Origin of the sequence: Embleya sp. NPDC050154, from assembly GCF_044460165.1 — a bacterium.
GTDB lineage: Bacteria > Actinomycetota > Actinomycetes > Streptomycetales > Streptomycetaceae > Embleya.
Genome location: NZ_JBITJP010000026.1, coordinates 113,352 through 125,968 on the forward strand (window position 1 = coordinate 113,352; position 12,617 = coordinate 125,968).

Genomic DNA, 12,617 nt, shown 5'->3' on the forward strand with positions numbered 1-12,617 from the left:
ACACGAGAACCGGTCGTGCGCTCAAAGCTCTTCTCCTTGACAACAGCCGCTTGGATCCTGCCACCGGGCCCGGGCACGCCCACCGCGCCCGCGGCGGGTCCGCGCCCCCGGAACGCCGACCGCCCCGGTCAGTCGACCGGCCAGGCGGCGGCCAACATCTCGCGCGTGTCCGCGAGCAGTTGCGGCAGCACCTTGGTGTGCCCGACGACGGGCATGAAGTTGGTGTCGCCACCCCAGCGCGGCACCAGGTGCTGGTGCAGGTGCGCGGCGATCCCGGCCCCGGCGACGTGGCCCTGGTTCATCCCGATGTTGAACCCCTGCGCGCCGGACACCTTGCGCAGCGTGGCCATCGCGAGCTTGGTGAACCGGGCGAGTTCGATGGTCTCCGCGTCGTCCAGGTCGGTGTAGTCCGCGACGTGCCGATAGGGCACCACCATCAGGTGACCACCGTTGTACGGGTACAGGTTCAGCACCGCGTAGACCTGCTCGCCCCGCGCGACGACGAGCCCGTCGACATCGCTCAGCGCCGGAATCCGGCAGAACGGGCACCCGTCGTCGGGGGTCGGCCCCGACGGCTTGTTCTCACCCTTGATGTACGCCATCCGATGGGGAGTCCACAGCCGGGCAAAGGCATCCGGCCCCCCAACCCCATCCTGGATCTCGGGCTCGCTCGTCATGCCAGGAAGCATATGCCGTGGGCCGGGAAGGGCCGCGACCCGGTAACCGCGCGCTGTCGCACGGTCCCGGGCCGCGGTCGGTGACACCACGTCAGATCTGGATGCGGTCCTGGACGGCCTTGACGATCTCGGCCACCGCGTCGTCGATCGCGACACCGTTGTTCTGCTCGCCGCTGCGGTAGCGGAAGCTCACCGCGCCGGCCTGCACGTCCTCGTCGCCCGCCAGGAGCATGTACGGGATCTTGAACTTGTTGGCGTTGCGGATCTTCTTCTGCATGCGGTCCGCCGAGTCGTCGATCTCGACCCGGATGCCGTGCGCCTTGAGCTTGGCCGCGACCTCTTCGAGGTAGGGCACGTGCTCCTCGGTGATCGGGATGCCGACCACCTGGACCGGCGCGAGCCACGGCGGCATCTTGCCCGCGTAGTGCTCGAGCAGCACCGCGAAGAAGCGCTCGATCGAGCCGAACAGCGCGCGGTGGATCATCACCGGCTGCTGCCGGGTGCCGTCGGAGGCGGTGTATTCGAGGTCGAACCTCTGCGGCAGATTGAAGTCGACCTGGATGGTCGACATCTGCCAGGTGCGGCCGATCGCGTCCTTGGTCTGGACCGAGATCTTCGGGCCGTAGAACGCGGCGCCGCCCGGGTCGTCGACGAGCTCCAGACCCTGCTTCTGCGCGGCCTGGCGCAGCGTCTCGGTGGCCTCGGTCCAGTTCTCATCGGTGCCGATCGACTTCTCCGGATCCCTGGTGGACAGCTCCAGGTAGAAGTCGTCGAGGCCGTAGTCGCGCAGCAGGTTCAGCACGAAGGTCAGCAGCGAGTCCAGCTCGTCCGCCATCTGCTCGCGCGTGCAGTAGATGTGCGCGTCGTCCTGGGTGAAGCCGCGTGCGCGGGTCAGCCCGTGCACCACGCCGGACTTCTCGTAGCGGTAGACCGTGCCGAACTCGAACAGCCGCAGCGGGAACTCGCGGTACGAGCGCCCCCGGGCCCGGTAGATCAGGTTGTGCATCGGGCAGTTCATCGGCTTGAGGTAGTAGCTCTGGCCCTCGTCCAGCTCCATCGGCGGGTACATGCCGTCGGCGTACCAGTCCAGGTGGCCGGACAGCTCGAAGAGCTTCCCCTTGGTCGCGTGCGGCGTGTAGACGAACTCGTAGCCCGCCTCCTCGTGCCGCCGCCGCGAGTAGTCCTCCATGGTGCGGCGGATGATGCCGCCCTTGGGGTGGAAGACGGCCAGGCCCGAGCCGATCTCCTCGGGGATGGAGAACAGGTCCAGCTCGGCGCCGAGCTTGCGGTGGTCGCGCTTCTCGGCCTCCTCGAGGAAGGTCGTGTAGGCCTTGAGCTCGTCCTTGCTCGGCCACGCGGTGCCGTAGATGCGCTGGAGCTGCTTGTTCTTCTCGCTGCCGCGCCAGTAGGCGGCGGCCGAGCGCATCAGCTTGAACGCGGGGATGTTGCGGGTGGTGGGCAGGTGCGGGCCTCGGCAGAGGTCCTTCCAGCACAGCTCGCCGGTCTTCGCGTTCAGGTTGTCGTAGATGGTCAGCTCGCCGGCGCCGACCTCGGCGGAGGCACCTTCGGCGGCCTCGGCGGCGGAGCCCTTGAGCCCGATCAGCTCCAGCTTGTACGGCTCGTCGGCCAGTTCGGCGCGCGCGTCCTCGTCGGTGGTAACCCGGCGGGCGAAGCGCTGCCCCTGCTTGATGATCTCCTGCATCTTCTTCTCGATGCGCTTGAGATCGTCCGGGTGGAACGGCGTCTCGACGTCGAAGTCGTAGTAGAAGCCGTCCTTGATCGGCGGACCGATGCCGAGCTTGGCCTCGGGGAACAGTTCCTGGACCGCCTGGGCCATCACGTGCGCGGCCGAGTGGCGCAGGATGTTCAGACCGTCCTCGGAGCCGATCTCGACCGGTTCGATCTCGTCGCCGTCGACCACGACGTACGCCAGGTCCACGAGCCGGCCGGCCACGCGCGCGGCGACCACCGAGCGGTCGCCTTCGAAGAGGTCGGCAGCCGTAGTGCCCGTGGTCACCACCCGCTCGTCCCGGTCCGGGTCGCGGCTGATGGTCACTCGGGCTTCGGACACCGTTCGTCTCCTGACGTGTGGTTGGCGTGTGCTGCAAGGCGAGCCGGCATCGCTCGCACACCGATGCTATCGAGCCGGGAGCGGGAACCTTGCCTCGGTTTCCCGCCCCCGGGCGGGACCCGGCCCGGGCCCGGCGCGCGTCGGTACGGCCGCCGGTGGAGACACCTGCACAGTCACGGCCCAGTCACGACGACGAAAGATCGCGCCCCGACTTCCCACAGGGTCACTCCTTCAGGTGACAATAGGGCCCGTGACGCAACGGATGGCCTCGCTGGCAGTCCCGCTGCGGCCGGTGATCCGGCTGTTGGCCGGGGCTGCTCTGGCGTGCGCCGCGCTGCTCGGCAGCGCGTTCCCGATCCACGCCGAGTCGGTGCCCTCGACCGCCACGATCCCGACGGTGTGCCCGTTCCACCACACCGCGCACCAGGACCGGGACAGTGGCGGTCCGGACGACAAGGGCGACGGCTCGGGGCAATGCGGCGACCGCACGCACGCGTGCGTACCCGCCACCGTTCCGCCGCTGCCGCCGGTGGTCGCGCCCGCGCCCAGTTCGATGCTCCCGCCGTGGTTGGCCGAACCGGACGCCCTCGGTATCGCGCTCGCGCCGACGCCCGCCAAGGACGCCCCCGATCTGACGGTGCTCTGCGTCAGTCGTACGTGATCCGCGCGGCACACCCTCGCACGGTCCACAAACGAATCCGGAATCGGAATAAGGCGGAGCCATGGGGCAACAGTCCCCCAACACCTCGAAGAAGCAGAGCAAGGCGCAGCGGTCCGCCCGGATGGCGGCGACCCGTGAGCGGGTGGCCGCTCAGCGCGAGCAGGAGCGCAAGGCCGCCAAGCGCCGCTCGGCGATCATCTTCACCGCGTCGGGCCTCGCGGTCATCGCCCTGGTGGCGGGGCTGACCGCCGTGGTCATGTCCTCCAGCGACGACGACGGCGACAAGTCGAGCGCTTCGAACGTCATCGCCGACGTCAAGCCGGACCCCAGCGTCAAGAGCGACATCGTCGGGGTCAGCGCGTACACGGCGTCGCAGGGGCACATCGCCAAGCCCAAGGACGTCACCTACAAGCAGATCCCGCCGGTCGGCGGCGAACACGACCCGGTCTGGCAGAACTGCGGGATCTACGACTCGCCGATACCGAACCGCAACGGCGTGCACTCGCTCGAGCACGGCACCGTGTGGCTCACCTACCAGTCCAACCTGCCCGCGGACCAGCTCGAGATCCTGAAGTCCAAGGTCAAGGGCAAGACGTACATGATGCTGAGCCCGTACGAGGGCCTGGACAAGCCGGTCGTCGCCTCGGCGTGGGGTCTGCAGCTCAAGCTGGACAACGCGAGCGACCCGCGTCTGGACCAGTTCATCAAGGCGTACAAGGAAGGCAAGCAGACCCCGGAGCCCGGCTCGCCGTGCACGGGTGGGGTCGGGAAGCCGACCTCGTGAGGCCCCGAGCACGGGTCGCGATGATCGTCGCGACCGGTCTGCTCGCGGTGCCGGCGCTGGCCGCGTGTTCGTCGGACGACTCGAACAAGCCTGCCACGGCGACCACGCCCACCCGGTCCCTCGGTCCGGCGCCGGCCGCCGTGCCGAACCCGCCCGCCGACGACTCCGTCGACGCCGGGTTCGCGCGTGACATGCGCACGCACCACGCGCAGGCCGTGCAGATGGCGATGATGATCCGCGACCTGACGCAGGACGACGCGACGCGAAAGCTCGCGTACGACATCGCGCTGACCCAGCAGGAGCAGATCGGCCGGATGGCGTCCTGGCTCCAGATGTGGGGCCTGACGCTCGGTTCGACCCGGCCGGTCATGCAATGGATGACGCCGGGCTCGATGCCGAACCACTCGGGGCACGGTACGCCGGCGGCCGGCGCGGACACCCAGTTGATGCCGGGCATGGCCACGCAGGCGCAGTTGGACCGGCTGGCGACGTTGCACGGCAAGGACGCCGAGGTGATGTTCCTCCAGCTGATGATCGCGCACCACGAAGCGGGAGTGGCGATGGCCCGCGAGGGTCAGACCCGCGCGCAGGTGCAGCAGGTCCGGGATCTGGCGAACACGATGGTGATGGGCCAGAGCTCGGAGATCGACCTGATGCGCTCGATGCTCACGGAGCGCGGGGCGGGGTAGTTCGAGCCGGGACGGTCGGGGCGGGACGGTCGCGGTGGAGCGAACCGGCCCCGAGACGAGTGGGGCGCGGGATCGATGGTGATCCCGCGCCCCACTGTCGCTCGTCCCGCCGGCTTCTCAGACCTCGACGGTGGCGGCGGTCGTCTCGCCGGCGTGCCGCCGGCGGCGGAGCTCACGCACGACACGTGCCGGCACGCCCACGATCACCGGTACGGAGGCGCCCAACGCCATCCCGCCGAGGGCCACGAACAGCGGGCTGTCCTGGACGATGCGGCCGGCCAGCGTGCCGACGGTCATCGCGTACGACACCGAGATGGTCGCCCCGACCAGAGTCGCCGCGCGGAACTGCGGGCGCGGGTAGCCCAGTCGGCCGGCGAGCATGTTCACCGCGGTCCGCCCGCCGGGCAGGAAGCGGGCCGCGATCAGCGCGGACATCCCGCCCTTGGCCAGCGCGCTGCGGGCCAGATCCATCGCCTTCTGCCGGCGCGGCCCCAGCACGGCGTCGCCCCCGCGACGCAGCCGTGCGCGGCCCACCGCGTAGGCGCATTGATCCCCGATGAACGCGCCGACCCCGGCGGTCAGCAGTACCAGGACGATGTACCGGAGGTCACCGTCCGCGACCGCCGCGGCGGCCATCACGAGTTCGTCACCGGGCACGATCGGAAGCACGGCGTCGATGGAAACGATCAGCGGCATCGCCAGCCAAAGCCAGGGAGAGAACAGCAGTCCGGTCCCGGCGCCGGTCACTGGTGTACCCCCGTGCACGCGCAGCGGATCGGTAGACAGGTATCGGTCACCGGGAGATCATCGCGCGATCCCCCATCCGGCGGAACATCGGGTCCTGGTCACCACCGGTCACGTGACGTGATAAGACCTGAAAAAACACCCATCTCAGAGCCCATCCACCCGAAAATCTCACCCATCACCGTGTCGACTTCCCGACATCGACACCACACATTCGGCCCACACCCCAGCCAACCCCCAACTCGGCCCGGCCTGCCCACAACGCCAAAATCAGCCCGGCCGGCACTCGAGGCCAACCCAGCCCGGCCGGCGCTTGAGGCCAGATCAGCCCGGCCGGCGCTTGAGGCCAGATCAGCCCGGCCGGCGCTTGAGGCCACCCCAAGCCCACCAACACCCAAGCCCAACCGGCATCACCAGCCCGGCCGGCGCTTGAGGCCAAACCAGCCCGGCCGGCACTTGAGGCCAGATCAGCCCGGCCGGCGCTTGAGGCCACCCCAAGCCCACCAACACCCAAGCCCAGCCAAGAATCCAACCAGCCTGGCCGGCGCTTGAGGCCACCCCACCCGCGACGCTTCACGAGGAGCACCGCTCAACCAACGTCGTCGGCAACACCACAGACGCCGCGCCCACCCCACCCCCGATCCGATCCAGCAACAGCCGCGTCATCAAACGCCCTTGCTTCGCCACGTGTTGCCGCACCGTGGTCAGCGAAGGCTCCGCCCACCCCGCAACGTCCGCGTCATCGAATCCGACGACCGCCACGTCCTCCGGAATTCGCCGACCCGCCTCCCCCAACACCGCCATCGCCCCGACCGCCATCAGATCCGACGCCGCGAACACCGCGTCCAGGTCCGGATCCTCGGCCAACAGCGTGCGCATCGCCGCCGCCCCGCCCGCCCGACTGAAGTCGCCATGCGCCACGAGCGGGCGCCCCGGTACCGCGTCCAGGTAGCCGCGCAGCCGGTCCACCCCCGCACACATGTCCTGTGGTCCGGCAATGGTCGCGATCCGCCGCCGCCCACGCACGCTCAAATGCTCGATCGCCGCACGCGCACCGCCCACATTGTCCGCGTCGACGTAGACGAAGTCGGCGTCCGAACCCAACGGCCGCCCACCCACCACCACCGGCATCCCGGCACCGTGCAGCCGCCCCGCCAGCGAGTCGTCGCCGTGCAACGACACCAGCAGCGCCCCGTCCACGTGCCCGCCACGCAGGTACCGCTCCAGCCGATCCTGCTGCTCGATGGTGCGCACCATCATGAGCACCAACTGATGGTCCGTATCCGCCAGTTCCGCACCCACCGAACGCACGATCGCCGACAGGTACGGATCGCCGAACAACCGCGTCTCCGGCTCCTGGACGACCAGCGCCACCGAGTCGGTGCGCCGAGTGACCAGCGTGCGAGCCGCCCGGTTGGGCACGTATCCGGTCCGCGCGATCGCCGCCTCGACCACCTCGCGCACCCGCGGGCTGACCTTGGGCGAGCTGTTGATCACCCGCGAGACGGTGGCGCGGGACACCCCGGCCACCGCCGCCACCGTCTCCAGGGTCGGCGGCTCGGCCGCCGAGGCGGCCTTGCTCCGACCGTCAGTCCTGGTCAATGCTCCCCATTCCGTCCGAGGCCGGATCGGCCCCGAGCACCCGATTGTCGGCGATCACCGCCGCGTACCAGCGTGCGCTGCGCTTGGGTGTACGCCGACCGGTCGCGAAGTCCACGTGCACGATGCCGAAGCGCTTCGCGTATCCGTACGCCCACTCGAAATTGTCCAACAGGGACCACACGAAATAGCCCCGAACATCCACCCCGTCGTCGATCGCCCGGCCCACCTCCGCGACGTGCGCCGCGATGTAGGCCGTGCGTTCGACGTCCTCGATCGCGCCCGTCGCGTCCACCCGGTCCTCGTACGCCGCGCCGTTCTCGGTCACCATCAGCGGCAGCCCCGGCGCCTCGGCCCGCAACCGGGTCAGCACGTCGTACAGCCCGCTCGGGTCGATCCCCCAGCCCATCGCGGTGCGTTCGCCCGGCGCCTGCGCGAACCGCACGTCCGCGCACGCGGGCCACGGTGAGTACGCGCTCGCGCCGTGGCCGTCGTCGCGAGGCGCGGCGGCTCGGCCGGCCTCGGTGGCACCGTCCTCGGCTCCGCCCACCAGCAGCGGCGTGTAGTAGTTCACCCCGAGCATGTCGATCGGCCGGGCGATCTCGGCGAGGTCGCCGTCCCGGACGAACGCCCAGTCGGTCACCGAGGCGGTGTCCCGAAGCACGTCCGCCGGATACTCGCCGCGCAGCAGCGGGCCGACCTGGATCCGGTTGGCCAGGCCGTCCACCCGGCGCACGGCGTCCAAGTCCGCCGGCCGGTCCGAAAGAGGCCGTACCGCCGCCGGGTTGAGGGTGATCCCGATCCGATGCCCGGTCGGCAGTTCGGCCCGCAGCGCCCCGACGCCGAGCCCGTGCGCGAGCAACAGGTGATGGTTCGCGCGCAGGGACAACTCCTGGTCGGTCGACCCCGGCGCGTGTACGCCCGATCCGTATCCCAGGAACGCGGAGCACCAGGGCTCGTTGAGCGTGGTCCAGTCGCGCACTCGGTCACCGAGCCGCGCCGCCACCACCCGCGCGTACTCGGCGAATCGGGCCGAGGTGTCACGCGCGCCCCACCCGCCCGTGTCCTGGAGCGCCTGGGGCAGGTCCCAGTGATAGAGCGTCGCGTACGGATCCACGCCGTGCGCGAGGAGTTCGTCCACGAGCCGGTCGTAGAAGTCCAGCCCGGCCGCGTTGGCCGGGCCACTCCCGGTGGGCAGAACCCGAGCCCAGGCGATGGAGAACCGGTAGGCGCCCAGGCCGAGTTCGGCCATCAGGGCGACGTCCTCGCGATAGCGGTGATAGTGATCGGTGGCCACGTCGCCGGTGTCGCCGGCGTGTACCCGGCCGGGGATCCGGCTGAAGGTGTCCCAGATCGACGGTGCTCGACCGTCCTCGGCCGCGGCCCCCTCGATCTGATAGGCGGCGGTGGCGGCACCCCAGACGAATCCGGGTGGAAAGCCGCCGTCAAGGCGGGTCGACAGCGCCGGTCGGGCGGTCAGGGCGTGGTCGGTCATGATGGGAATTCCTTTCCTGATGGCTTCGTCGGCTCGATGGCTTCGTCGGCTCGACGGCCTCGTCGGCTCGACGGCCTCGTCGGCCCGGGGCCTCGATGGCGTCGGCTGTGGTCAGCCCTTGACCGCGCCCTGCATGATGCCGCCGACGATCTGCCGGCCGAGCAGGCCGAAGACCACCAGGACGGGCAGCGTTCCCAGCAACGTTCCGGCGAGGATGATCGACTGGTCGTGCACGTAACCCCCGCCGAGCGAGTTGATCGCGACCTGCACGGTCGGATTGCTCGACGACAACGCGATGATCGGCCAGAAGAAGTCGTTCCACGTGGTCATGAAGGTGAGCAGGCCGAGCACCGCCATCGCCGGGCGGGCGATCGGCACGACGATCGACCAGAAGATTCGCGCGTAGGACGCGCCGTCCACCCGGCCGGCCTCGATCAGTTCGTCGGGCAGCGCCTCCAGCAGGTACTGCCGCATGAAGAACACGCCGAACGCGGTAACCAACGTGGGCAGAATGACGGCTTGCAACTGGTTCACCCACTGCAACTTCGCCATGATCATGAACAGCGGAATCAGCCCGAGTTGCGGCGGGATCATCATCGTCGCGACCGTGATCCCGAGCAGGATGCCGCGCCCCCGGAACCGCAGCTTGGCGAAGGCGAATCCGGCCAGCGTCGAACACAGCACGGTGCCGGCGGCGACGGTGGCCGACACGATCGTCGAATTGATCAACGCCTGGACGATGTCGGCCTCGTCGAGCGCCTTGTCGAAGTTGGAGAGCAGGTTGCCACCCGGCGTGAGGGGCGGCGGTACGTGGTTGATGTCGGCATTACTGCGAGTGGCGGCGACGATCGACCAGTAGAAGGGGAACACCGAAAGCAGGGTCGCGAAGCCCAGGATCACGTACACGAGGGGACCGCCGTGGAGCTGACGGGAGTGCTTGGATCGGCGAGTACGGCCCCACCCCGTCCGCGGCGCCGGCGTCGATGGACCGTCGGATTCCCGGCCGGTGGGGTGCGAGGGGGCAACGGGTGTACCTGTCGTACCTGCCATGTCAGCGGCCCTCCCGGGTCTCGCGGCGCGAACGACTCCTGGAGACGAGCGCGTTGACCCCGATGACCAGAAGAATGATCAGGAACGTCGTCCACGCGATCGCGGATGCCTTGCCGAGCGCGTAGTTGCTCCACCCGGTCTCGTACATGTAGAGCCCGATGGTCTGGTACTGGTGGGAGGCCCCACCGCGTACACCGATCGGTCCACCCTGAAGCAGCAACGGCTCGGCGAAGATCTGCATCGCGCCGATCGTCGAGACCACGACGGTGAACACGATCGTCGGCCGCAGTCCGGGAATGGTCACGTGCCGGAACTGGTGCCAGGACTTCGCCCCGTCCAGCGCGGCCGCCTCGTAACGATCGTGCGGAATGGCCTGCATCGCGGCGAGATAGATCAGCGTGTTGTAGCCGACCCAACGCCAGGTGACGATGGTGGAGATGGCGATCTGTGAGGTCCAAGTGCCGTTGTACCAGTCGACGTTGTCGACGCCGAACAGGCCGAGGAACCAGTTGACCATGCCGTAGTCACGCCCGAACAGGCCACCGAACACCAGCGTCGCGGCGGCTACGGACGTCGCGTAGGGCATCAAAATCGCGACCCGGAAGAAGGTCCGCCCGCGCAGCCGCCGATTGAGCAGATGCGCCAGGCCGAGCGCCATGCACAGCTGCGGCACGGTCGAGATCACGCCGATGGTGAAGGTATTGCGCAGCGCCTTCCAGAAGAACCGGTCGTGCCAGAGGTTGGTGTAGTTCTCCAGGCCGAGCCAGGTCATCTCGTCCGGGTTCTGCAGGCGAACGCGGTGCAGCGAGATATAGCCCGTGTAGAGGAGCGGGAACAGCCCGAAGGCGATGAACAGGACGAAGAAGGGCGCGACGAAGGCGTAGGGCGACGCGGTGTTGGCGCGTCGTCGCCACATTTGACGGGGAGTCAGGAGGGAAGTGGGCGTTTGGGGAAGGGAGTCGGGCCGGGGGTCGGATGGGGGCTCGGGTCGGGATCGGGCCCCGGATCGAAGTCGGGATCGGGCTTCACGAGCGGGGGGTGGTGCCGCCATCGGGATCACTCCGGGCCGGGTGAGGTGGGTGGGCGGGCGTGGGGGTGACCCGACCGAGGAGGGACGGTCGGGCCACCGAAAGGGGCGGCCCGGAGGGGCGGGTCCGATACGGCGTCACGGACGCCGGCTGCCCTGCTGCCGGCACGGACCTTGGTGCGGGCCGTGGTGCGGGCCGTGGCATGAGCCGTGGTGCGGTCCCGGGCCTGGTGCGTTGTTCGGCGCCCCGAGCGGGCGCCGCGGACCGTGGCCGGCGCGGCGCCGGAGTCCGTAGCCGGCTGTCGGCTTCGTCGCGGGTGGTCGCCGTCAGCTTGCGAGGGCGTTCTTGACCGCGTCGCGCGCCTGCTTCCACGCATCGTCCGGCTTGACTCCCTGTGCCTCCACGGAAGTCAGCGCGGTGGTGATGTTCTCCTTGATGTCGTTGTGCCGAACTCCGGTGACCTGCACGGGCATCCGCTCCGCGGCCGTGCTGAAGATCGCGCCGATCGGCGCATTGTTGAAGTAGGGATCCGTGGTCGCCTTGACGCTCTCGATCGCGCCGGTCTTGGACGGGAAGTTCCCCTGCTTCTGGAACATCTTGGTCTGCTGCTCGGGCGCGGTGAGCCAGGCGACCAGTTCCGCGGCTTCCTTGTGGTGCTTGCCGCCCTTGGGAATGGCGAGGTACGAGCCACCCCAGTTGCCGGTGCCACCGGGGCCGGGAGCAACATCCCACTTGCCCTTGCCCGCGTCACCGGCCTGAGTCTTGATGTACCCGATCATCCATGCCGGGCAGGAGAGCGACGCGAAGCCGTCGGCCGCGAACGCCTGGTTCCAGTCGCTCTGGAACTGCTGCAACGTGGCGGACAGTTTGCCGTCGGCAGCCTGGGTGGCCAGGTCCCACGCATGCTTCACGGTCGGGTTGGTGTCGTAGATCGGCTTGCCGGCCTGATCGTAGTAGGACTCCTGCTGCTGCCCGATGATCGCGTTGTACAACCCGGTCACACTGTCCAGGTAATGCGTCTTCTTCGGGGCGTTCGCCTGGAACTGCCGCCCCAGTTCGACGTATCCCTCCCACGTGGACCAGCGCCGTGCCAACTCGTCCCGATCGGTGGGCAGTCCGGCCGCCTTGAACAGGTCGCTGCGGTAGCAGATCGCCATCGGACCGGTATCGGTCCCGGCCCCCAACACCTTCCCGTCGGCGGTGGTCGCCGCCTTGCTCTTCCACGGCAGGTACTGGGCGTTGCCGGCGGACAGGCCCAGCGAGTTCAGATCCACCCACTTGTCGGCCTGGTTCTTCACGACGTCGGCGATCCGCCCGACCTCGATGCCCTGAATGTCGTCGATCCCACCCCCACCGGCAAGCCGAGTCTGCACGGTACGCCAGTAGTCCTCCTCCTTCTCGGTGTCGTGCTGAACGATCTTGATGCCCGGATGCGTCTGCTGATACTCGGCATACAGCCCGGCCTCCTCGAAGCCGAACGTCCCGAACAGCCCGACATTCAAGGTGACTTTGCCATCCCCCGAGCCGGACCCCCCACCATCCCCACACCCGGCGAGCCCACCCCCGACCAACAACACGGCACACAGCGCCGCCACCGCCCTGACCCGACCACGAACGTGACGCGTACGCATGAACGACCTCCTGAAGACGTGCATCCAAAAAGCAAGATCTCCACCCCCACCGCCCCGAACGCAATGGCGAAGGAGCACAACCCATGGCGGTGCGGCGGTGCGGCGGTGCGGCGGTGCGGCGGTGCGGCGGTGCGGCGGTGCGGCGGTGCGGCGGTGCGGCGGTGCGGCGGTGCGGCGGTGCGGCGGTG

11 protein-coding genes are annotated in these 12,617 nt (G+C 69.1%); 3 read left to right on the forward strand and 8 right to left on the reverse strand.

Features of this window, described 5'->3' with window-relative positions; genetic code table 11:
* Positions 1 to 128: 128 nt before the first annotated feature.
* Positions 129 to 689: an HIT family protein gene (locus ACIBSV_RS39815; protein WP_395872018.1), complete on the reverse strand. Its 561-nt coding sequence runs from the start codon at positions 687 to 689 to the stop codon at positions 129 to 131.
* Between the two features lie 79 nt (positions 690 to 768).
* Positions 769 to 2,748, reverse strand: coding sequence for a threonine--tRNA ligase (gene thrS / locus ACIBSV_RS39820; RefSeq protein WP_395872020.1), 1,980 nt, complete (start codon positions 2,746 to 2,748; stop codon positions 769 to 771).
* A gap of 250 nt (positions 2,749 to 2,998) precedes the next feature.
* Here thrS and ACIBSV_RS39825 point away from each other — a divergent pair, with 250 nt between their 5' ends.
* The 3 genes from ACIBSV_RS39825 (at position 2,999) to ACIBSV_RS39835 (ending at position 4,882) form a co-directional block, all read left to right on the forward strand.
* On the forward strand, positions 2,999 to 3,409 hold the full coding sequence (locus tag ACIBSV_RS39825) for a hypothetical protein (protein WP_395872022.1): 411 nt from the start codon (positions 2,999 to 3,001) through the stop codon (positions 3,407 to 3,409).
* Positions 3,410 to 3,470: 61 nt separating this feature from the next.
* A complete protein-coding gene (locus ACIBSV_RS39830) occupies positions 3,471 to 4,193 on the forward strand; it encodes a DUF3105 domain-containing protein (protein ID WP_395872024.1) in 723 nt (240 codons plus the stop codon).
* Complete coding sequence (locus tag ACIBSV_RS39835) at positions 4,190 to 4,882, forward strand: DUF305 domain-containing protein (protein ID WP_395872026.1); 693 nt, start codon at positions 4,190 to 4,192, stop codon at positions 4,880 to 4,882. Before ACIBSV_RS39830 ends, ACIBSV_RS39835 begins: the two co-directional genes overlap by 4 nt.
* Positions 4,883 to 4,999: 117 nt before the next feature.
* Here ACIBSV_RS39835 and ACIBSV_RS39840 read toward each other — a convergent pair whose 3' ends face one another.
* From ACIBSV_RS39840 to ACIBSV_RS39865, 6 genes are all read right to left on the reverse strand, one after another.
* On the reverse strand, positions 5,000 to 5,629 hold the full coding sequence (locus ACIBSV_RS39840) for a DedA family protein (RefSeq protein ID WP_395872028.1): 630 nt from the start codon (positions 5,627 to 5,629) through the stop codon (positions 5,000 to 5,002).
* A 570-nt stretch (positions 5,630 to 6,199) separates the two neighbouring features.
* A complete protein-coding gene (locus ACIBSV_RS39845) occupies positions 6,200 to 7,228 on the reverse strand; it encodes a LacI family DNA-binding transcriptional regulator (protein WP_395872030.1) in 1,029 nt (342 codons plus the stop codon).
* Positions 7,215 to 8,720 (reverse strand): glycoside hydrolase family 1 protein, encoded by a 1,506-nt coding sequence (locus tag ACIBSV_RS39850; protein ID WP_395872033.1) that lies wholly within the window; start codon positions 8,718 to 8,720, stop codon positions 7,215 to 7,217. The genes ACIBSV_RS39845 and ACIBSV_RS39850 overlap by 14 nt, the downstream gene beginning before the upstream one ends.
* 111 nt (positions 8,721 to 8,831) lie before the next feature.
* On the reverse strand, positions 8,832 to 9,770 hold the full coding sequence (locus tag ACIBSV_RS39855; RefSeq protein WP_395872035.1) for a carbohydrate ABC transporter permease: 939 nt from the start codon (positions 9,768 to 9,770) through the stop codon (positions 8,832 to 8,834).
* Between the two features lies 1 nt (position 9,771).
* Complete coding sequence (locus ACIBSV_RS39860; RefSeq protein ID WP_395872036.1) at positions 9,772 to 10,821, reverse strand: carbohydrate ABC transporter permease; 1,050 nt, start codon at positions 10,819 to 10,821, stop codon at positions 9,772 to 9,774.
* A gap of 303 nt (positions 10,822 to 11,124) precedes the next feature.
* Positions 11,125 to 12,429 (reverse strand): extracellular solute-binding protein, encoded by a 1,305-nt coding sequence (locus ACIBSV_RS39865; RefSeq protein WP_395872038.1) that lies wholly within the window; start codon positions 12,427 to 12,429, stop codon positions 11,125 to 11,127.
* Positions 12,430 to 12,617: the final 188 nt, after the last annotated feature.

Coding starts and splice junctions, on each gene's coding strand:
- ACIBSV_RS39860 (WP_395872036.1), bottom strand. CDS start 10,821: ATGGCGGCACCACCCCCCGCTCGTGAAGCCCGATCCCGACTTCGATCC.
- ACIBSV_RS39815 (WP_395872018.1), bottom strand. CDS start 689: ATGCTTCCTGGCATGACGAGCGAGCCCGAGATCCAGGATGGGGTTGGG.
- ACIBSV_RS39855 (WP_395872035.1), bottom strand. CDS start 9,770: ATGGCAGGTACGACAGGTACACCCGTTGCCCCCTCGCACCCCACCGGC.
- ACIBSV_RS39830 (WP_395872024.1), top strand. CDS start 3,471: ATGGGGCAACAGTCCCCCAACACCTCGAAGAAGCAGAGCAAGGCGCAG.
- ACIBSV_RS39850 (WP_395872033.1), bottom strand. CDS start 8,720: ATGACCGACCACGCCCTGACCGCCCGACCGGCGCTGTCGACCCGCCTT.
- ACIBSV_RS39865 (WP_395872038.1), bottom strand. CDS start 12,429: ATGCGTACGCGTCACGTTCGTGGTCGGGTCAGGGCGGTGGCGGCGCTG.